Source organism: bacterium (genome assembly GCA_037128595.1).
In the GTDB taxonomy this organism is placed as follows: domain Bacteria; phylum Verrucomicrobiota; class Kiritimatiellia; order CAIKKV01; family CAITUY01; genus JAABPW01.
Genome location: JBAXWB010000019.1, coordinates 20,178 through 42,200 on the forward strand (window position 1 = coordinate 20,178; position 22,023 = coordinate 42,200).

The window sequence follows — 22,023 nt, forward strand, 5'->3', positions numbered from 1 at the left end:
CCCCCCTCCTATCGATTAGGACCGTACTACTGAATTTTCAACATCGACCCCGTGAATAACGAATCAGTTACTGTCATGGTCTGCGTTACACCGCCAAAGCCACTAAACACTGTATTTGACGCCTCATTCAGATAGGCCGCCCATATCCAGTTCGTCGAGCGGACCACGCCCGAAATCTGCACGTCGTCGATCACACACGAGGGATAACGCTGGCCACCTCCATATCCACCGATCGCGATGGAGGTTTGGGGCACACCAGGTGCACCTGTCGCAAGGTCTGGCAACTTCGCGCCATCCAGAAACACGATCGGATTACCCAAAGCACTCACCTCCAAGGTGACGTGGTGCCAACCCGTACCAATGACCCTGCCGCTGGTGATCCATCGTGAATGTTCGTAAAGCAAGGTACATACGTTCCCGGTGTTGCCGTTGTCCCATCCTAAACCGTCTCCAACACCGATACCATAGCCCCCACCAGTGCCATTACCGACATTCACGAACGGACCATGCAACGACGCGCTCGCCAGATTGACCCAGCAAGAAATCGTCACGTTATTCGTACTTAATCCCAGTAAAGAGTTCACCGTCACACAGGCTGTGGCACCCGTGAAATTCAATGCGCCGCCCATTTGCCCGTTGGTCCATGAAGTCGAACTGTTCATGCTGGTCAGGACGCCATTGTTCGTACTCGCGGAATCGAGTGCGCTCAGGGTGTTCGTATAACTGCTGCAGTGCCAGACCCCCCTGAAGCCATTAGTCCAGACCGCCCCGTTGGTCGTGCAGGCCAACTGACTGCTGTTGGCTGGATCACCCCAGCGGGCCCAGATGACACCAGTCCCGTTGCTGGGTATCGTCGGCGCCTGAACCCACACATAGGAGGCCTGGCCGTCGTTCGTATTCCAGCGTTCAATCTCGTAGTTCAGGTAAGCCGTATTGGTCAAGTCACCGGTGGAAAGAAAGCGCAGATCCCATCCATTGGGAGACACAAAGTTGGTAAACGAAAATCCACTTCCGTTGACATTATTGCTCAACACGACCAAGACGGGGAAGTTGGTCAATGTTTCCGTCCGGTTGGTATATCCCCGGAATGTAATCGGCATGCTATAGGAATACTGTTGCACCGGAATAAACGACACAGCCGGGTCGGCCAAACTGGTGCCAAAGGAATTCGCGGCCCAGTAACGGTAATAATAGGTCGTCCCAGTCTGCAATCCTACCAGCGTGTTGGTGCTGATGATCGGCGCACTACTTGCCGAACCAATAGTGATCTGTCTGCCAGCGAGCCAGCCGCTCAAGGTCTGGCCCGGGTCATTGGTGCCATAGATCAAGCCCCAGGAGGTCACCGGAGCCGAACCGGTCGAAACCAGCGAGCCCGACACCACTACCGTATGCGGCGCAATCGAGATCACCCCGCTGTTCGCCACGTATGGCTTCAAAATGTAGGTATTGAAGGCGGCATTCGAGGCCTGATTCATGTAACTGGCCCAGATCCAGTTCGTCGAACGGGCGGCACCCGAAACCTGTACATCGTCAATGGCACACGTGGCGTAGCGTGCTGTGCTATACCCGCCGATCCCGCTGAAAACTGCAACCGGCTTTGGCGCCGCCGCCGATAATGATGGGGTAATAGATACGGAAGCACCATCCAGGAAAGCGGAGGCCTCACCAGAAGCACTCACGACCAAGACCACATGGTGCCAACCGCCTGTAGGAACCTTGGTGGAGGAATAATACCAACTGACACCATCGAATAGAACGGCGATATAATTGCCGGGGTTCTCCCAAAAACTATGACCCGAGGCGTTATCCCCAACACCGATCCCGTACCCCCCAGTGGTATCGCCGACATGCACAAAGGCGCCGCCCATATTCGTATTCGGAAGATTGACCCAACAAGAGAGCGTCGCGTTCGATGTCCCCAATCCCAACGTGGAGTTCACCCGGACATAAGCGGGACTGCCCGTAAAACTCAACGCGCCGCCCATTGTCCCGCTGGTCCAGGAGTTTGCGGCGTTCATAGAAGTCAGGACGCCATTGTTCGTACTCGCGGAATCGAGCGCGCTCAGGGTGTTCGTGTAGCTGCTGCAGTGCCAGACCCCCTTGAAGTTATTGGTCCACGTGGCGCCGTTGGTCGTGCAGGCCAGTTGGGTGCTGTCATTGCCCCATGTAGCCCAGATGGAGCCGGAGCCGTCGCCGGGCATGGTTGGAACCTGCACCCAGACGTAGGAGGCCTGACCGGCGTTCGTGTTCCACCGCTCGATCTCGTAACTGAGACTCGTGTCTGACGCGTTCGTGCCGAATCGCAGGTCGTAACCGTTCGGCGACAGAAAGCCGTCAAACGTGAACCCGCTATTGCCAAAGTTATTGCTGAGCACGAGAAGCACGGGGAAGTTTGTCAGCGTCTCCGAACGGCCGCTGTACCCGGTAAACCTGATTTGCATAAACGCTGCCTGCGATGAACCTGCCAGCAGAACCGCCAATACTCCGATTGCGAGCAACCGCGTCACAGCACCACTCTGCCAGCCCATTCCCAACCCTCTTGTCTGTACGTTCATGTTCGTGTCCTCCCCCTGATTTTTCCACTAAAACTCATTCCCTTTGCCGAGTTTTCCTTTTCAGCAACGCCTTACTGGATCATCAACAACGTCCCCTCAAACAAAGGATCTATGATGGTCATGGTCTGCGTTACACCGCCAAAGCCACTAAACACTGTATTTGACGCCTCATTCAGATAGGCCGCCCATATCCAGTTCGTCGAGCGGACCACGCCCGAAATCTGCACGTCGTCGATCACACACGAGGGATAACGCTGGCCACCTCCATATCCACCGATCGCGATGGAGGTTTGGGGCACACCAGGTGCACCTGTCGCAAGGTCTGGCAACTTCGCGCCATCCAGAAACACGATCGGATTACCCAAAGCACTCACCTCCAAGGTGACGTGGTGCCAACCCGTACCAATGACCCTGCCGCTGGTGATCCATCGTGAATGTTCGTAAAGCAAGGTACATACGTTCCCGGTGTTGCCGTTGTCCCATCCTAAACCGTCTCCAACACCGATACCATAGCCCCCACCAGTGCCATTACCGACATTCACGAACGGACCATGCAACGACGCGCTCGCCAGATTGACCCAGCAAGAAATCGTCACGTTATTCGTACTTAATCCCAGTAAAGAGTTCACCGTCACACAGGCTGTGGCACCCGTGAAATTCAATGCGCCGCCCATTTGCCCGTTGGTCCATGAAGTCGAACTGTTCATGCTGGTCAGGACGCCATTGTTCGTACTCGCGGAATCGAGTGCGCTCAGGGTGTTCGTATAACTGCTGCAGTGCCAGACCCCCCTGAAGCCATTAGTCCAGACCGCCCCGTTGGTCGTGCAGGCCAACTGACTGCTGTTGGCTGGATCACCCCAGCGGGCCCAGATGACACCAGTCCCGTTGCTGGGTATCGTCGGCGCCTGAACCCACACATAGGAGGCCTGGCCGTCGTTCGTATTCCAGCGTTCAATCTCGTAGTTCAGGTAAGCCGTATTGGTCAAGTCACCGGTGGAAAGAAAGCGCAGATCCCATCCATTGGGAGACACAAAGTTGGTAAACGAAAATCCACTTCCGTTGACATTATTGCTCAACACGACCAAGACGGGGAAGTTGGTCAATGTTTCCGTCCGGTTGGTATATCCCCGGAATGTAATCGGCATGCTATAGGAATACTGTTGCACCGGAATAAACGACACAGCCGGGTCGGCCAAACTGGTGCCAAAGGAATTCGCGGCCCAGTAACGGTAATAATAGGTCGTCCCAGTCTGCAATCCTACCAGCGTGTTGGTGCTGATGATCGGCGCACTACTTGCCGAACCAATAGTGATCTGTCTGCCAGCGAGCCAGCCGCTCAAGGTCTGGCCCGGGTCATTGGTGCCATAGATCAAGCCCCAGGAGGTCACCGGAGCCGAACCGGTCGAAACCAGCGAGCCCGACACCACTACCGTATGCGGCGCAATCGAGATCACCCCGCTGTTCGCCACGTATGGCTTCAAAATGTAGGTATTGAAGGCGGCATTCGAGGCCTGATTCATGTAACTGGCCCAGATCCAGTTCGTCGAACGGGCGGCACCCGAAACCTGTACATCGTCAATGGCACACGTGGCGTAGCGTGCTGTGCTATACCCGCCGATCCCGCTGAAAACTGCAACCGGCTTTGGCGCCGCCGCCGATAATGATGGGGTAATAGATACGGAAGCACCATCCAGGAAAGCGGAGGCCTCACCAGAAGCACTCACGACCAAGACCACATGGTGCCAACCGCCTGTAGGAACCTTGGTGGAGGAATAATACCAACTGACACCATCGAATAGAACGGCGATATAATTGCCGGGGTTCTCCCAAAAACTATGACCCGAGGCGTTATCCCCAACACCGATCCCGTACCCCCCAGTGGTATCGCCGACATGCACAAAGGCGCCGCCCATATTCGTATTCGGAAGATTGACCCAACAAGAGAGCGTCGCGTTCGATGTCCCCAATCCCAACGTGGAGTTCACCCGGACATAAGCGGGACTGCCCGTAAAACTCAACGCGCCGCCCATTGTCCCGCTGGTCCAGGAGTTTGCGGCGTTCATAGAAGTCAGGACGCCATTGTTCGTACTCGCGGAATCGAGCGCGCTCAGGGTGTTCGTGTAGCTGCTGCAGTGCCAGACCCCCTTGAAGTTATTGGTCCACGTGGCGCCGTTGGTCGTGCAGGCCAGTTGGGTGCTGTCATTGCCCCATGTAGCCCAGATGGAGCCGGAGCCGTCGCCGGGCATGGTTGGAACCTGCACCCAGACGTAGGAGGCCTGACCGGCGTTCGTGTTCCACCGCTCGATCTCGTAACTGAGACTCGTGTCTGACGCGTTCGTGCCGAATCGCAGGTCGTAACCGTTCGGCGACAGAAAGCCGTCAAACGTGAACCCGCTATTGCCAAAGTTATTGCTGAGCACGAGAAGCACGGGGAAGTTTGTCAGCGTCTCCGAACGGCCGCTGTACCCGGTAAACCTGATTTGCATAAACGCTGCCTGCGATGAACCTGCCAGCAGAACCGCCAATACTCCGATTGCGAACAACCGCGCAGCAACTCTCCTCCTCCAGCCCACACTCGCAACCTTTGTCATCGCAGCCATATTGGAGTCTCCTGATTGATCCAAAGCAATTCCATTCGAACGATCCATGCATCCCCCTCGTTTTGAACTTCATGACTATCGCCTGCAACTTGTCTTATCTCATGCTATGCCAATTTATCAAATAGGCCTTACCGTGTCTTATCCTTGTAAGCCTTTTCTTTTGATCTTTCGCGCAAAACGTTGCCCTTCGGTTGACGCCAGACGGCACACGACTATGCCAGACTAAATTCACCAAACTGAAACACGCTTGAATATGTCATTCGGTTGACTTATAAAGACACACGGTATCGTTACGAATCCGAACATTATGTTAATCATTCGTCAACGCGCAATATCAACCGCTTGACTTAAAGGAAAACTTGAAAGCGAAGGCAATTCAGAGAGAGAAAGGCGACCTCAAGATACAACGGCGAGTGACATTGGCGGATATTGCAAAAGAGTTGAATTTAGACAAATCCAGTGTGTCGCTGGCGTTGCGAGGACACTTGAGGGTCTCAGCGGAGACCCGCGCCCGCGTTCTGACTTCGGCACAACGGCTCGGTTACCGGGTCAACGCCGCCGCTCAGCAACTGGCCACCGGGAAATCCCACGCGCTGGGACTGGTTCTGCCGGGAACCTTCGCCACATTGCGGGTCGAGGTGGCCATGAGAACCATCGAGCGACTGGCCACGCTGGTGGCAGCCGGCGGGAAAGCCTTCACCATCCTCTCGGCCTCGGACCTGATCCTCGCCGCGCATGATCCCATGGCACTACCCCATCCCGAGGGCGTCTTCGTCTGGGGCGATGTCCCTCTTGCCGCCCTGTCGGACGCCGGCCTGCGTAATACCCCGTCCGTAGTGCTGGATCCTAACCACGTCTCCTACGCCGACTACCGCGGTCTCCAGGTGGCGATGGATAACAAGGGCGTCGGACGGATGATGGTGGAGCATCTCGTCAGCCGGGGAGTTCAACGCCTGCTCTTCGTCCAGGCCAATACCGATCATCTCGGACACCTTCAGCGCTGGGACGGCGCCCGGCAGGCGTGGGGTGAACACCGCCCCCCCCAGAACCTGACCTGCGCCCCCTTCGCGGAAGTGAACGACAACCTGCTGCGCACCTTCGCCACCGGAGGTGACGGCGGCATTCTCTGCGTGGTGGATGACACGGCGGTGGTACTGATGCGACGCCTGACGCAGATGGGGTTCCGTATTCCACAGGATATCCGTATCGCCGGTATCAACGGCGAGGAGCCCGCAAGGCTGATGGAAGTGACGACCGCCCTGTTCGATGCCGAGACGCTGGCCGAGAAAGCCTACCAGGCCTTAAGTGAATCGTTGACCCTCCCTCCCGTCACCACCCCTCCCCCGATCCCCTTCACCCTGAAGGTCGGCGAAACCACCTGAGGCGTTTTGCTAAACCGCTTGACTTGTCGCGTGATTTGCTCCAAAAACGGCGGCTCATCGTCAAACCATCAGAAATACAACGAGAAGGAGACATCATGATTTTCGAAAAAAAGGAATATGTCCGGCGCTACGAACACAACCCCATCATCACCCCCCGCGACCTGCCCTGTCGCAGCAACTCGGTGTTCAACTCCAGCTGTATCAAGCAGGGAGACCGGTATATCATGATGCTGCGCATCGAGGATGTGGATGGATCACAACACTTCCGCATGGCGTACAGCAAGGATGGCATTCATTTCGACATTGCGGCTCAACCGGTCCAGATTCCCGATTCGGACGAAATGGAACGTTTCGAATTGCTGCGCTACGATCCGCGCATCACACCGCTGGAAGGCACCTTCTACGTCACCTACGCCGCCCACGGCTCCAAGGGTGTGCGCGTATGCATGGTCCAGACCGACGACTTCGTGAACTTCAAGCGCATCGGCTATGTCTCCCAACCGGATAACCGCAACGGCGTCCTGTTCCCCGAGAAGATCAAGGGCCGTTATGCGCGCTTCGACCGTCCCACCATGGCCCACGGCCAGGGCGGCAAAGGTGACATGTGGCTCAGTTACTCGCCTGACATGATTCACTGGGGCGACGCCAAACTGGTCGCGGAGACCCGCGCGGAACGTTGGGACGGCCACAAACTGGGTGCCGGGGCCGTGCCGATCAAGACCGCCGAGGGCTGGTTGCTGCTCTACCACGGCGTCTATGAACGGTGTAACGGACTGGTCTACCGCTGCGGCGCCATGCTGCTGGATCTGGATGACCCTTCCAAGGTCATCGCCCGCAGCCGCGGCTATATCCTCGGCCCGCAGGAACCCTACGAACGCATCGGCGACGTGGGGAACGTGGTCTTCGTTACCGGCAACGTGGTGGAGCCTGATGGCACCGTGAAACTCTATTACGGTGCCGCCGACACGGTCATGTGCCTCGCCTTCGCCAAACTGACCGACCTGATCGACGCGGCGCGGAACGGTTAATAGGATTCCTCATGCGTTTCGCTTCGCCTTTTCAGGTCCATGCCGTACTGCAACGTGATCAACCCATCCCGGTCTGGGGATGGGCAGGCGCCAATGAGGAGGTCGTCGTTCAACTGGGCGACTCCGAAGCTAAGGTCATGGCTGCCCCTGACGGGCGATGGCTGGTCCGTTTGCCTTCGCTGCAGGCGGGCGGGCCTTACGAACTGCTCGCCAGCAGTGCGTCCGGCGAGGCGCGCCTGGCTGACATTCTCGTTGGCGAGGTCTGGATCTGCTCCGGGCAGTCGAACATGGGGTATACCCTTGTAGAAAGTCCGCAGGCGCCGCCAGCACACGAGTCGGATCTGCCGCGGATCCGCCTGCTTACTGTCAGCACACAGGCATGCCAGGGCCCGCAGACCGAGATTTATGGAAAGTGGGCGCCCGCCACACACGCGTCCTTTGCCGCGTTTTCGGCGGTGGGCGGCTGGTTCGGCCGCCGGTTGCACTGCGAATTGGGTGTGCCCGTGGGGTTGATTTGCAACGCCTGGGGTGGCACCCGCGTTCAGGCCTGGATGAGCCGCGAGGCGCTGATGTGCGATGCGCTGGGAGTGGATGAAGTGCGCAGTTATGAAAACTACGCCTATCGCGTGGAGCCCTGCGGTGATGGGCGGGATTTCAACACGCTCATTGATTGGGAGCGCTACATGGCAGCCCTCGACACCGGTAATGCCAGCCTGGTCAAAGGGTGGGCCGCGGCAGACTTTGCAGATCAGGCTTGGGAAACCATGCGCGTTCCCGGGCACTGGCAGGATGATGGTCATCCGGGCAGCGGCGTGTACTGGTTTCGCCGGACCGTGCAGGTGCCGGCAGGCTGGCGTGGACATGACCTGGAACTGCATCTGGGCGCGGTGGACAAGCACGACGACACGTATGTCAATGGCGAGCGCGTGGGCGGCCTGACGTGGACCGATGGGCCCAATACATGGAACACGCCGCGTGTTTACCGGATTCCGTCGCGACTGGTCGGAGCATCGGGCGCGGTGTGCATCGCGGTCCGCGCCCGGTCGCATCTGTATGACGGCGGCCTTATTGGTCCGGCCGAGACGATGCGTCTGCATCCGGTGGACCATGCCAGCGGCGCGCTGGCACTGCACGGCGAATGGCGCTACGCCTGCGAACAGGATTGGGGCGTGCAGACCGTTCCCAATCTGCCACTGGGGCCGGGCAATCCGAACGCGCCCTACACCATGTTCGACAGCCGTCTGGCGCCGCTGATCCCCTACGGCATTCGCGGCTTCATCTGGTACCAGGGCGAAAGCAACGCCCACGAGGCAGGCGTGTACCGCCAGTTGCTGCCGCAGATGATCCGCGACTGGCGCCGGGCTTTTGGACAGGGCAACGTTCCGTTCCTGCAGGTTCAACTGGCCAACTTTGGCAGCGTTACGGATAAGCCGGGACCCAGCGACTGGGCCCTGTTACGTGAAGCCCAAACCGCGGCCCTGTGCGAACCGGCCACCGGCATGGCGGTGGCCATCGATGTTGGCGAAGGCAATGACATTCATCCCCGCGACAAGCACAGCGTCGGCGAACGTCTGGCGCGCTGGGCCCTGGCGGAAACCTACGGGCGCGGCGGGATGCCATCCGGCCCACTCTATGCTGGCATGACCATTGAATCTGGCAATCGCCTGCGCATCCGCTTCCGGCATGCGGACGGATTGAAGACCCGCGATGGTGAACCACTGCAGCACATCGCCATTGCCGGCATTGACCGCAATTTTCAATGGGCAATGGCGGCCATCGAAGGCGATACACTGGTGGTCTGGCACCCCGAGATCAGTCGCCCGGCAGCGGTGCGCTACGCCTGGGCCAATAATCCGGAAGGCTGCAACCTGGTAAACGGCGCCGGACTGCCGGCCTTACCATTCCGCACTGATAGTTGGTGACTACGATGAAAAGTCCTGCCCTCGCTCGATTACTGGCAGTTATGATTGGTGTAGGCTTCCACTCCGTTGCCGCACCTTCCGGAACCGGTGTGACAGATCTAACCATCGAACAACTCCTGCTCCCCTCGCCGACACCGCCACCGCCCCTTTTGCCAATGGTGGATGACCAGAACGATTCGTGGTGGCAGGGCAGGCCGGTTTGGGAAGCACAATCCAGAAACATCGGCGCCACATTCTGGGCGGCCGCCTCACCAACAGCGTTCCGTTTCCACGTGGTAGTGCATGCCGATAAACAGACCAACTCCTACCACGAACGGAATCTCTGGCGCGGGGACTGTATCTATATCAGCCTCGACGCACGGGGCGACGATCCCCCCGGCAAACCGCAGCCTCTGGAGCCAGATGACGCTGTCTTCATCTTCGGACTTGGCGTTCAGGGGCCGGAATGCCGGGTCTCACATGGAAACCCGGTCGAACAGAAAGCGGATTCCGCCCGTTTCCTGAAATCCATCTTGCGCAATGAAGACGACAAGACCACTACCTATGAAATCGTGATTCCGTACTCGGCCGTGGGAACCGCCGTCGGACAAACGCCCACGGCCGGACTGGCTGTATGCATTGCCCACAAGAATGACGAGGAAAAAGACCTGACCTGGGGCCGGATTACCGGCGACGCCAGGACACCCCGGGAACTCCACGTCTTTGCACTACCCGCGCCGGCGCACCCATTTATCTCAACGGCACCCTTTCGAACGCGCCTCGTTCAGGACACCGATACGGCCATGGTGACGATCGCCTTCCGCACGGAGGGTGAGGCGGTCATCGAGGCGTCACTGGGCGGCCGGAAACTCACCAAAACGTTCAGGGGGGACGGGAGCGTTCAGCGTTTTGCCATCCGCGTACACGGGGCAGCGGTCAGGCCGGGTGCGGACTCTCTGGACCTCACCCTTTCCGCCACGGCCACGCCCGGCGTGACTGCCCATTATGCCTTATCCACGCCCGCCGTTGTGATGTCAAGGCTCCAGGCCCGGATCGAAAAGCTCCTGGCTGGCGCGCCTAACGCGCTCGTCCGGGACAACCTGCAGGCAACTCTTGCGCTAGTCCAGGAATCCTATCGGTGCCTGCCGCTGGAGAAACCCGACCATCCTGAACGCGCAGGAGAATTCATCGATAACGCGGAACTGATCCTGCGGAAACTTCCGTTCGAAACGGTCGATTGGCAGGATCATATCCGCAAGTGCATCCCGCTGGCGTTCACCTTTATATCCGACGTGGACCGGACGCTGCAGTACTACTCGTTGCAGATGCCGTTCGATTACCAGGAAGGCCGCACGTATCCCCTGACGATCTACCTGCATGGAATGGGCGACGATAACCCATTGGGCGGTTTAACCTCCACGTTTGACAATTCCAGCGAAGACACGCTGTTCCGGACCGTGGACATTGATCCGTCCAACATCCCCCCCTCGCACCGGGGCTTTGTCCTGGCCCCGTGGGCACGGGGGAATTCCATGTATCGCGGGGCCGGTGAGAGTGACGTGTGGCAGTCGATCGCCCGAGTGAAGCAACGTTTCCAGATCGATCCTGACCGGGTCTACCTGACGGGTTTTTCCATGGGATGCAGTGGCGTCATGGGCCTTGCCGGAAGGCATCCCGATGTCTTTGCCGGCCTCAATCTGGCCAGTGGGTTCGGGCCCTGGAGCGAAACCAGCCAGATAGACCTGATCAACCATCTGCGGAACATGCCCATGGCCGTGTGGGTTGGCGAACTGGATCCGATGGCCGGAGCGGCGACAGCCTTTCATGAACAACTTGGAAGGCAGGGGATCTCGCACCGCTTCGAGATCGCCAAACAATTGCCGCACACCTACCCCTATCTGGAGTATCAGAAAAATGTCGGTTACCTGATGACCTTCCGGCGGAAGGCCGAAGGGGTCACGCCCGTTTCCCGGTAGAACGCCCGGGTAAACACGGGGCCGCTTTCGTAGCCGCAATGTTCAGCCACTTCGGACATGGAAAGGTGGCTGGAGAGCAACAGGCGCCGGGCGGCATCAATGCGCACGCGCACTATTTCCTGCTGTACCGTGCGGCCCAGCACCGTGCGAAAACGCAATTGAAGCGCGCGGCGGCTCAGTCCTGCCGTACGCGCAACTTCTTCCATAGAGATCTTCCCCGTTGCGGCGGTCGTGCGGATGCGATTCAGAGCGGTGGCCAGACGTCGATCGCTGATCGCAAAAGAGTCTGTAGATTGACGTTCAACCACGCCTGAGGGCAGGATGTACAGCGGCTTGCGGGGTATGGTTTCACCCGCGAGCAGGCGGATCATCACCATCGTCGCTTCGTAACCGACCCGCCACATGTTCTGGTCGATGCCGGAGATGGACGGGTGAATGGTCGCGCAGAGCAGATCGTCGTTGTCGCAGGACAGAACCGCCACCTCTTCGGGCACCGCGAAACCGAAGCTCTCGCACAAGGCGACAATCTCACGTGCGTGGGTCGTCATATCCGCAAGCACGGCAACGGGCCGGGGGAGTGAGGAAAGCCATCGTTCCATGGGCATTTGGGTCTGCACCCGGTTGGCATTCCCGAATGGCAGATGGCAGGAAATCAATTCGTTTCCCGAGCGGTGGATGATCTCGGCGAAGGCTTGTTCGCGTTCGTCGGAATAAAGCGAACCCTCGACTCCTAAGAATCCAAAACGACGGTGGCCCTTGGCGAGCAGGAACTCGGCGGCCATCCGGCCGATGGCGGCGTTGTCGGCACGGACGGAAGGAAACCCGGCGACGTGATCCTGCTCCACAAACACCACGGGACGGTGGCACCGGCGCAGATAGGCCATATGCTCGGGCGCAGTTGCACGACACAGGATACCGGCAACACGCCCTCCCCCTGCGGTGATTTCGTTGGAGATGTCGCCGCTCCATGACCCTCTGTAAAACACCTCGATCCGTCCCGTCTGTTCCGCCGCTTCCACACAACCGCGAACCAGGGACGCATAGTCCGGCATAGCGGAATTCAGCAGCAGGGACACTCGCGGCCGTCTCCCGGCAAAATCGCGACGGTGCGGAACCACCGCCAGACTCTCAGGTATTGCGCGTTTCATCAAATAATTATACCCAAAATGATGATACACGGCAACGTTTTATTGATATATTGGAAAACCAATAATGAAAGCGAGAACTGAAAATGCGTAGACTATCTACCTGGCGACACCGACTGGCATCACTCCTGGCCCTGGCCATTCTCAGTTTGATCCCTTCACGTGGGATGACGGTAACCGGGGCGGTCTGGCTTGAGGGTGAGGAGTTCACCAGCGCCGGTCCCGGACTGGAACGTAAAGAGTGGAAGTGTTCCAGCCTCTCCAAGGAAGGGTGGGCTTCAATCATCCTGTCCGCTGAGGAGATGGAGAAGAATATCCCGGAAGACGGTTTGCCGTTGACCTACGACTTTTCTGTAAACACTGCCGGAACCTACGAGGTCTGGAATCGCATCGGCTACACCGGCGCGCGGGCGCCACTGCGCTGGCGCATAGACCAGGGCACGTGGCAGGATCTCAGCGCCAAGGCGCCAGGCCAGGACCACATGGAACTGGCGATGTTTTGCGATGTTTCATGGATCAAGATGGGAACGAGCACACTCACGGCCGGCAAGCACACGCTCGAAATCCGCATCCTGCGCTGCTACAAAACGAATGAAGGCAAGAAGCAACCTGATCGCGTGATCTACGGCTCGGACGTGATCTGCATCTCCCCTGCCCCGTTCCTCCCCAACGGAAAGGCTCGCCCCGGTGAGGCCTGGCAGACCGAAAAGGATCAACAAGCCGCCGCGCAGATCTTCGAGTTACCGGACGCCATCGCGGGCCAGCGCGCCAGCGTAACGCTGTCCGGTTTCTGGCAGATGGCCCGCTACGACGAATTGGGAATCCAGGATCGCACCGGCCCCGTGAATGCACTGCCGCCGGATACCGAACTGAACTGGTCATCGATACGCGTACCTTCGGATCGCAACTTGGCGCGACCAGACCAGGTCTTCGCCCACCGCTTCATCTGCCGAACCAAGGTCAATGTGCCGGCTGATTTGTCTGGCCGTGCCTTCGTACTCGAACTGCCGCTCTACAGTTTTTCCGTGAGCGTCTTTATCAATGGCCAGTTCTGCGGGTTTGAGAGCACCGCTTTTGCACCCAGCAGTTTCGATGTCACGAAGGCGCTGAAACCAGGGACAGTCAACGAAATCGCAGTGGTGGTCAAGGACTTCTACTACGCCAGCGACACCATGACCCCGCAGGGGTTCGCGGTCCCGCTGGGGGCGATGCGCGACAACCAGCGGTTCACCTTTGGCTACGACTTCCCTGTCGGACTCAAGACCGACGCCGGACTGCTCTTCCCGCCCATCCTGACCGCCTGCGGTTCGGCCTACACCACTGACGTGTTTGCCAAACCCTCGCTAAGAAAGAAAGAACTCGGGCTCGAAATCACCTTGCGCAATGCCACCGACAAGGCGGCGAAACTGTCCGTGGAGAACGCCGTGGAACCGCTGTCCGGCGGACCGGCAGAGAAGGTGTTCGCCGCCAAAGAGGTCGATTTGGCGGCTGGACAGGAACTCGTGCTGGATCTCCACGAATCGTGGACCAACCCCAAACTCTGGTGGCCGGATGATCCGCAGCAGTACATCGTCGTCACCACTCTCAAGCAAGGTAACAAGATGCTGGACGTGAAGCGCACCAAGTTCGGTTTCCGCGAATGGGAGTGGAGCGGTCGCTCGTTCAAGCTCAATGGCATCCCCTGGCAGGGGTGGGCGGACATGACCTACCACAACGGCGTACCCGGACATGCAACCGAGGCGCAACTCGCTGAAGTCGCCGCAACCTGGCGCCGCACCGGCCAGACCATGATCCGCCGCGAACCGCAGCACATGACCAGTTGGGGCGGCATGACGGACCAGGAATCCTACGATTTCTTTGACCGCATCGGCATGCCGACCCGCGCCTCGGGCATTTTTATCGGCGACTTCGGCTCCTTCCGCCTCGTCGATCAGATCAAAGACGCAGCAGGCAAGGAAATCCATGTGGCTCGGAAGCCTCTCTTCGACAACTGGCGGCGCCAGATGCAACCGTGGATCCGTTCGCTACGCAATCACCCCTCCATCTTCATCTGGTCGATCGAGGATGAGATCACCTTCATCAACTCCCGCCTGCGCGGCGACTCCAAGGTTGTGGAGCCTGAGATCCGCAAGGGCGCTGAGATGGTCATGGCGCTCGACCCGACCAGGCCGGCCATGGTGGACGGCGGCGATGCCCTGTATGACCAGTCGCTGCCGGTCAACGGTGGCCACTACAACGAGACCGACTTTCGTGATTATCCCGACGAGGCCTACACCTACGAGCATTTGCTGCAGATTGAAAACGTCCGAACCCCATGGAAAATGCGCGAGGATTGTCCTTACATTCTTGGCGAAGGACTCTACTGGCGCGGCTGCGCGCCCTCGGCGTTCGCCGGCATCGCGGGCGAAGGCGCCTTCTCCGGCTGGACCGAAGCCGACCCCGGCATCGCCAAGTTTCTGCGCATGATGTGCGAGGGGTACCGCTGGTCCGGTTGGTGTTCGCCGCAGTACTGGGGCGTGATGCCGGAAACGGCTGAATATTACAAGGCCTGGAAGCCGGTCGTCGCACTCTGCCGCCAGTGGAACTGGAGCTTCGGCGGCGGCAGCTCCGTCGAACGCACCCTGAAAGTCATCAACAGCACCCGCTATGACGACCCCATCGACCTGAACTGGCAGTTCGTGATCAACAGCAAGGTTCTGCAACATGGACAGGAAACCTGCAAGGTGGCACCGGGCCTGGGGCAGGAATTGACCATCACGCTTCAGATGCCGAAAGTCTCCAACCGCACCGCCGGCCAGTTCATCCTCGCCTGCTCCCGGAAGGGACAGGAGATCTGGCGTGACGAGAAATTGCTCTGGATCCTGCCGTCCGACGCGGGCGCCAAGCCGAAGTTGAAAGCCGGCCAACTCTGGGTCTGGGATCCGGTCGGCACGGTCAAGGCGCGCCTGAAAGCGCGCGGCATCGACTTCAACGAGACCGATGGTTTGGCCAAGGTTCCGGCCAGTGCCAAGGTGCTCATCGTCGGCAAGGACGCCATCACCAATGAAATCCTTTCCACCTCGCCCCAGTGGCTGGCGCTGGCCACCCGCGGCACACGCCTCGTGGTGCTCGAGCAGGAATTCCCCCTCCACTATCAGGCCGTGCCGGCGGATTTCGAAGTCGCCCGCAATATCAAGGGCCGCATCGCCTTCCTGCAGAACCTGGAGCATCCAGTCAGCGCCGGACTTGACCAGCCCGATTTCTTCACCTGGTCCAAGGACCACATCGTCTACAAGAACCCCTACCGCAAGGCCACGACCGGCACCCGCTCGCTGATCCAGTGCGACACGGAACTGGGGTGCAGCGCCCTGGCCGAATGCACCACCGGCGAGAGCGTGATGCTGTTCTGCCAGTTGGTGGTCGGCGAGAAACTGGGCTTCGATCCCGTGGCGCAGCGGCTCTTCGACAACCTGCTCGCCTACGCCGCGGCCTATGCTCCGCAGCGCCGGAGCAGCGCCGTGGCCATCCCACCCGACAGCGTGCGCGGCCAGTTGCTCTCCGGCTCCGGCCTGGCATTTGCACCGGTTAAAGACACGCTCGCCGAGATAGTCTCTGGCAAGCACAACATCGTCATCGCCGATGCCAACGCCAAAAACCTCAAGGCGCTGGCCGGGTCGGTCGAGCAGGTACGCGCCTTTGCCGAAAAAGGCAACTGGATCTTCCTCTGGGGGCTCACACCCGAAGGACTGGCCGACTTCAACCGCCTTGTCGGGGTCGATCACCTGATTCGCCCATTTGAACTTGAGAAGGTAGCACTCGCCCCGGTCTCCGATCCGCTAACCGCCGGTCTCTCCACCCGCGATGTGGTCATGGGTTCCGGCCAGGGCGTGGGCGCCAACAAAGGCGACACCTTCGCGGCCGACGACGTGTTCACCTATATCGTGGACACCGACGACGTGTCCCCCTTCGCCACCTGGCCGGCAGGCGAATACTTCAAGCAGCCCGGCGCCAAACCCCGGAACGACCACTATCCGCGCAATATGGTGAACGGATTCGGCGTCTCGGATTGGTGGCAGTACAGTTTCTCAATCCTGCTCTTCAAAGGCGAACCAACCTCGTGGACCATCGAGTTGCCACGGAAAGAAACCATCGAGCAGTTCTCCATCCAGCCCAATGCCAGTTATCACCAGTTGACACAGGTGAACCTGCTCTTTGACGACGACCCGACGCCGGTCTCGCTGAGCTTCAAGGCCGGCAGTGAGCGCCACGATCTCGCGGTGAACCCGCCACGGGAATGCCGCAAGCTCACGATCGAGCTCGCACAGTGGGAAAAGACCGGCAAACTAGACGTACTCGGCATCGACAACATCTGGATCAAGGTCAAACGACCGGCGGACTTCTATCAGAAGGTCAAACCGATGCTGAACATCGGTGGACTGGTCCGGTACCCCATTGGCAAAGGCGGCATAGTGCTCTGCCAGCTCAACATCCCCGAGCGCGAGAAACTGCCGGTGAATGCCGAGAAGAAGAAGAACATCGTCGCCACCATCCTGCGCAACCTCGGCGCGATCTATGCCGGCGGGCCGACGGTGGTTGCCGGTGCGGGGCTGGAATATGATCCGATCCCGCTGGAGAACAAGTGCAACCAGTATCTGACCTCCGGCCACGGTTGGTTCAACGAGGAGCACAACCTCTCCCACCTGCCAGTCGGCGAACAGGTCTTCGAAGGGGTGCGTTACCAGATCCGTGATTTCAAGACCTCGCCCGCACCGGGCTGCATCATGCTGGCCACGAAATATGCCCGCGAGCAGATGCCGGACAAGGTCGAGGGGATCCCAGTCGGCAAGAAGGCAGACGCCCTGTTCTTCCTGCATACATTCCAGGGCCAGACCGAATGGAATTCACGCGAACGCCCCCAACATCCGGTGCTCTTCAAGTATGTGATCCATTATGCCGACGGCCAGACGGCCGAGGTGCCGGTCCTGCAGGGACTGGGCGTCGGCAACTGGTTTGCCAGGGAACCCAAGAGCCTGAGCCAGGCGGCGGTGGTCTGGGCCGCACCCTTCCCGAACGCGAAGGTCGCCGGCGAGCAGGCGGTTGTCTACCAGTTCCAGTGGAACAACCCGCGACCGGACGTGACCATCCAGTCCATCGATGTGACCTACGATGCCAAGGATAAAAACGAATTCGGCGGCGCCGCCGTGCTGGCCATTACCGCAGCGCGGGCGCTGCCAGCTCAGGGGAAATAGCCACGGATGCTGACCTGAAACGAACGAGAGACTTTCAGCCAGGTGGAGCGAGGCTTCCCGCCGGGCCAGGAACATCTAATGAAGAAGAAGGAGTAGAAAACACTATGAAAATGCTAAAGTTGCCGTTTTTGCTGACCTGCCTGATGACGGGATCCGTATTCCTCACGTCTGCCCGTGCGCAGACCGGGATGACTACCAAGGTCGACTACACCTGGTGGGAGGCGGAGAACCCCGCGCAAACCACCTTCCCGCTTAGCGCCGTCCACCCGGCCAAAGCCGATGCCGAACAGGTCTCCGGCGGAGACTGGCTGCTCACGGACAAAGGTGCCGGTGCCACGGCCACATGGGAGGTGCAGGTCACCTCGGGCGGCGAGTACAACTTCTGGGGGCGCATGCATGTCAAGAGCGGCGCCTTCCAGTGGCGTTGGAATGCGGGCGAATGGCAGTCCGTTCCCAAGGATTTCAAGTACATCGAGTACAAGGAGTTCGTCCCCAACATTCTCAACATTCCGCCCTTGGGTTGGGGTTTCTCCTGGGTCTCGCTCGGCAAGGTCCAGCTTCCTGCCGGCAAGAACACCCTGGAGGTAAAGATGTCCCCGGAGGCCGGCAAGGTGGCCTTCGACTGCTGGCTATTGAACAAGTTCCAGGACATCCCTTTCAGGACGGAGAAACCGGATTTAAAGTTCAACCGGGCCGCGCAAGGGTGGTTCCCCTTTGAACCGGATCGTGACGACTTCCTCTCCTCGCTCATGGATCTGCGCTCGCTCAACGAGAAGGAAGCTGGCTCACAAGGGCGGATCGTGGCCAAGGGCGATGACTTCGTTTTTGAGAAGACCGGTAAAAAAGTCCGCTTCTGGGGCGCGACCCTTGGTGACATCAACGGCATGGACAAGGCGGATATCGATTACATGGCGCGGCGGTTTGCCAAAATGGGCATCAATCTGATTCGTCTGCACGCCGGCGGGCCGCTCCAGCAAGACCCCAAGAAATGCGTGGAGAACATGCATTACCTGGTGGCCGCATTCAAGAAACAGGGCATCTACTCCGAGTTGAACTGGTGGTGTACGGCGCAGAACGGCAAGCCGCTCTGCTTCTACATCGATGACGTGATGATGAAGGAGTTCTACCTCAAATGGCCCGAGATGCTGTTGAAGCCCTTGAATCCGTACACGGGCCTGTCGCTGGCCAAGGACCCGGCGGTGATGGCAGTGGAATTGATCGATGAAGACAGCATCTTCTGGCACACGTTCAAGCCCCGCCAGTCGCTTTGGCCGGAGGCCTGGGATCGGGCGGAGCACGATTTTCATGCTTGGCTGCAGGCTAAGTACGGCTCCCTGGAGAAAGCGACAGCCGCCTGGGGTCCCGGGCAGTGGCCCAAGGGGGACAACTTCGACAAGCAGCGCGTCGCCATGTATCCGGGGTATCTGCTGGGCTGCGCCGACTGGGCCTTGGCACAACGCAATCCGCAACGGGCCGCCGACCAGGTGGAGTTCATGACGTACGTCCAGCGCAAATGGACTGCGGACCTGAAGACCTGGCTCCAGAAGGAACTGGGCTATGACGGCATCGTCATCGGCAGCAACTGGCAGGGTGCGGACACACGCAACCTGGACCCTCTGGATCAATACGCGAACATGGCAGGTGACGCCACAGCCTGGAACTGCTACTTCGCCGGTCTGTCCACCACGGGATCCCGCGTGACGCCGAAGGATATCTATACCGACCTGTCGCTGCTGAAGAATCCGCTTCAGGGCGTCATCATGCACAAGCGGGTTGCCGGGCGACCGCATCTCATGACGGAAGGCGACTGGTGCCTGCCCAACCGCTTCCGCGCCGAAGAACCCTTCATGGAAGCCTGTTACGGATCACTTCAGGGCATGGGCGGATGGTGTTTGTTTGCTCTCGAGGGAGACTGGATCAACAAATATGTGCGGCGCTGGCCCATGCAGGTCCCGGTGGTGATGGGCCAGCACCCCGCCGCCGCGCTCATCTATCGCAACGAATACGTCAAGGAAGCACCGGTGGTAATTAACGATGCACTGGCGCTCAAAGACCTCTATGCCTTGAAAGGTGCCACCTTTGTCCCTCAGTTCCGCGGATCGGTGGACTTCAATGCCAAGGCCGAGGCCGCATCAGGGAAAACGGTTGCGTCCGCCGAGACGGATCCGGTCAAGATCGAACTGGCCCAGGCTGACGGACTGGCCTACTACGTGGGGCGGGTTCAGCGGACGATCGCTGAAAATCCCGGTGCTTCCTACATCCTGCCTGATCTGAACAAGCATATCGACCGGAAGGCGCAGGTGGTGCGCAGCGTGACCGGTGAAATGATGCTCGATTACGGTAAAGGGCTTTGTACCGTCAATGCCCCCTGTGCGCAGGGGGCCACCGGATTCCTGCAAGCCGCCGGAACCCTCGCGCTGGCAGATGTCAGCATCGCCATGCAGAACGAATATGGCACGGTGTTGGTGGTCTCCCTCGACGGCAAGCCGCTGAAAAGCTCCGCCAAAATCCTTGTCCAGGTCATGACCGAGGAGCAACAGTACGGCTACACGACCGCGCCTATTAAGCATGCGTTTGCAAAGGGCCAACCTGAGATCGACTGCCTGCAGGTCGTCTCCAACGGTGTGCCGCCCATCTGCGTACGCAACTTCAGCGGCAGCATCACCCTCATGCGCGCCGACGCCGGCAAGTTCAAGGTCGCAGCCCTGGACATCAATGGCCACAAGACCAGGGATCTGCCCACCGGATCCGGCGACACACTCACGATTGAACTGTTGCCAAATTGCCTTTATTATGTGATTCAAAAATAAGGAACGTGTGTTTAATAAACACCATGAGCATCTATCTCGCAACCGAACACGGCGTCATTGGAGATGACCGCACTTGCAACACCAAAGTCTTCCAAACTTTGATTGACCGGATCGTGGCGGCCGGTGGCGGCACCATCCTGCTTCCCCGCGGGTCCTACCGTAGCGGGACCTTACGCCTGGGCAGCGGGCTTACCCTGTGCCTGATGGATGGCGCGGTGCTGCGCGGCACCGGCCGACTGGCCGACTACCAGATAGACGGGAAGCTCGCGGGGCTGCTCTACGCCCGCGAGGCGAACGACCTGCGGATCGAGGGGCCGGGGCTGATCGACGGCGCCGGCGAAGCTTTCTTCGACCCAGCCCGGCCCCATGATTTCATCGACTACGACCTGAGCCGTACGCGCCAGGGGCACGACTTCATCGACCCAGCCACCCGCTGCGCCAACGGGCCGGTCCATACTTTCGAGCGGCCGGGCAACCTCCTGGTGTTCGCCGCCTGCCGCAACCTGGTGCTGGCCGACTTTGCGGTGCGAGGTGCAGCCTACTGGACAATCCATCTGGCCGACTGCGAGAACGCGCTGATCCAGCGCCTGCATATCGACAACGACCGCTGCCACCCCAACAACGACGGTATCCACCTGACCACCTGCCGACGGACGCGCATCCTCGACTGCGTGATCTCGACCGGCGACGACGCCATCGCGGTTACCGGCTTCCGCAGCATGCCACTGGAACCTAACATCAACCTGGGTCTGGAGGATCGCGACGGCGTTGGCGAGGACATCGAGATCGCCCGCTGCCGCCTCGCCAGCCGCTCAAGCGGAATCCGGATCGGCTATGGCCAAAACGACGTCCGCCGTGTCAGCGTCCACGACGTGTTGATCCACGACTCCAATCGCGGCATCTGCATCCAGAGCCGCAACCAGGGTGCATTGGCCGACCTCTCCTTCGAGCGGATCCGGATCGGCACCCGCTATGAGAACGGTCCCTGGTGGGGCCACGGCGAGACCATCCATATGAGCGCCGCTGATTACGAGAGCGGCATTGCCCCTGGGAAGATCCAGAACGTGAGTTTCCGCGACATCGACGCTGAGGGCGAGGACGGCATCCTCCTGTGGGCCGAGCGACCGGGCCTGATCCGCGACGTGCGCCTGGAGCGCGTCAGCATGCGCCTGTGCCCGGGTGCCTTGAGCCTGCGCATGGGCGGCAACCGCGACCTCCGCCCAACCCTGAACCCGGCGAGCGCGATCACCGCCGGTCCCCTGGCCCCGCTCGACGCGACCCGCATCGAAGGCCTTGCGGTAAAAGACTGCCGCTGGAGCGCCCTGCCCGGGATGCCGGTCTTTGCGGACAACCATCCGTATCTGGATGATTCCGGCGAACATTGAAAGAGCATTCAAC

At 59.6% G+C, this 22,023-nt stretch carries 10 protein-coding genes; 7 read left to right on the forward strand and 3 right to left on the reverse strand.

Going from position 1 to position 22,023, the window contains the following annotated elements:
* Nucleotides 1–26 precede the first annotated feature (26 nt).
* Both WCS52_12405 and WCS52_12410 read right to left on the reverse strand, forming a co-directional pair.
* Entirely contained in the window at nt 27–2,555 is a 2,529-nt protein-coding gene (locus WCS52_12405; protein MEI6167985.1) for a DUF2341 domain-containing protein, read from the reverse strand.
* Between the two features lie 71 nt (nt 2,556–2,626).
* A complete protein-coding gene (locus tag WCS52_12410; GenBank protein MEI6167986.1) occupies nt 2,627–5,155 on the reverse strand; it encodes a DUF2341 domain-containing protein in 2,529 nt (842 codons plus the stop codon).
* Between the two features lie 359 nt (nt 5,156–5,514).
* Here WCS52_12410 and WCS52_12415 point away from each other — a divergent pair, with 359 nt between their 5' ends.
* The 4 genes from WCS52_12415 (at nt 5,515) to WCS52_12430 (ending at nt 11,442) form a co-directional block, all read left to right on the forward strand.
* Nucleotides 5,515–6,537: a LacI family DNA-binding transcriptional regulator gene (locus WCS52_12415; GenBank protein MEI6167987.1), complete on the forward strand. Its 1,023-nt coding sequence runs from the start codon at nt 5,515–5,517 to the stop codon at nt 6,535–6,537.
* Between the two features lie 95 nt (nt 6,538–6,632).
* A complete protein-coding gene (locus WCS52_12420; GenBank protein ID MEI6167988.1) occupies nt 6,633–7,565 on the forward strand; it encodes a glycoside hydrolase family 130 protein in 933 nt (310 codons plus the stop codon).
* Nucleotides 7,566–7,576: 11 nt separating this feature from the next.
* Nucleotides 7,577–9,487, forward strand: coding sequence for a sialate O-acetylesterase (locus tag WCS52_12425; protein ID MEI6167989.1), 1,911 nt, complete (start codon nt 7,577–7,579; stop codon nt 9,485–9,487).
* A 5-nt stretch (nt 9,488–9,492) separates the two neighbouring features.
* Entirely contained in the window at nt 9,493–11,442 is a 1,950-nt protein-coding gene (locus tag WCS52_12430) for a PHB depolymerase family esterase (GenBank protein MEI6167990.1), read from the forward strand.
* Here the strand turns inward: WCS52_12430 and WCS52_12435 are convergent.
* Nucleotides 11,388–12,590: a substrate-binding domain-containing protein gene (locus tag WCS52_12435; protein MEI6167991.1), complete on the reverse strand. Its 1,203-nt coding sequence runs from the start codon at nt 12,588–12,590 to the stop codon at nt 11,388–11,390. The two genes, WCS52_12430 and WCS52_12435, sit on opposite strands and share 55 nt — an antisense overlap.
* 164 nt (nt 12,591–12,754) lie before the next feature.
* Between WCS52_12435 and WCS52_12440 the strand changes: the two genes are divergently transcribed.
* The 3 genes from WCS52_12440 (at nt 12,755) to WCS52_12450 (ending at nt 22,010) form a co-directional block, all read left to right on the forward strand.
* On the forward strand, nt 12,755–17,815 hold the full coding sequence (locus WCS52_12440) for a hypothetical protein (GenBank protein ID MEI6167992.1): 5,061 nt from the start codon (nt 12,755–12,757) through the stop codon (nt 17,813–17,815).
* Between the two features lie 104 nt (nt 17,816–17,919).
* The gene (locus tag WCS52_12445; GenBank protein MEI6167993.1) at nt 17,920–20,625 is read left to right on the forward strand and encodes a hypothetical protein; all 2,706 of its coding nucleotides are present in this window, start codon (nt 17,920–17,922) and stop codon (nt 20,623–20,625) included.
* Between the two features lie 23 nt (nt 20,626–20,648).
* Nucleotides 20,649–22,010, forward strand: coding sequence for a glycosyl hydrolase family 28 protein (locus WCS52_12450; protein MEI6167994.1), 1,362 nt, complete (start codon nt 20,649–20,651; stop codon nt 22,008–22,010).
* Nucleotides 22,011–22,023 lie beyond the last annotated feature (13 nt).